The following is a 921-nucleotide window of genomic DNA, read 5'->3' on the forward strand; positions in this document are numbered from 1 at the left end:
ATGAAGCGGCCCCCAAAACAAATTTTGATTCAATACGTTCTCAATTCCGACAGAGATACCGATAAGGCATGCGAGATAAATAAAAGAATAAAAATGATAAGAAATCATAAAGAGCGTCAATTAATTGGCGGTTCGACCTTGAATTGTTTTTGTTTGTTCCCATCTTAACAGGTAATCAAAATTTAGGTGCAAAGTGCGCCCCATAGTTCAGCGCTTAGGGAAGGCTTTAACGCAGTAATTAAAGTTTGCAGTAGCGCTCAAGGAGAATGGAATGCGAATTGACAGATTAACTAGCAAATTACAAATGGCTTTGTCCGATGCTCAGTCGATTGCACTTGGCAAGGACAATCAGTTTATTGAACCTGCTCATCTTATTCAGGCTTTATTAAATCAGAATGGAAGTTGCAGCGCTTTACTTAGACAAGTGGGCGTTGCGTTGAGCGATTTTAAGGCTGAGCTGAATAAGCTTGTTGAAGCGTTGCCGCAAGTTGAGGGTGGTGATGCGGATGTCCATATGTCGAACGACTTGGGTCGCTTGATGAATATGGCAGATAAATACACGCAAAAACGCGGCGACCAGTACATTTCATCTGAGATCGTCCTTTTGGCGGCAGTGGATGATAAAGCGGCTTTAGGTGCGCTTTTAAAGAAATTCAATGTCAATAAAGCTGCACTAGAAGCGGCAATTGACACGGTCCGAGGAGGCGAGTCTGTGAAAGATCAAGGTGCAGAAGACAATCGAGAAGCCTTAGATAAATACACTGTCGACCTTACAGCGCGAGCGGCAGAAGGGAAGCTTGATCCTGTGATCGGTCGTGATGATGAGATACGCCGAACTGTCCAGGTTCTGCAGCGTCGTCGTAAGAATAACCCTGTATTGATCGGTGAGCCGGGTGTAGGTAAGACCGCTATTGCAGAAGG

General features: G+C 44.5%; 1 protein-coding gene. It reads left to right on the forward strand.

Features of this window, described 5'->3' with window-relative positions; genetic code table 11:
* Positions 1-271: 271 nt before the first annotated feature.
* A partial coding sequence (locus A3738_RS24865) for a Clp protease N-terminal domain-containing protein (RefSeq protein ID WP_304440129.1) occupies positions 272-921 on the forward strand: 650 nt, incomplete at its 3' end.

Source organism: Oleiphilus sp. HI0066, assembly GCF_001635725.1.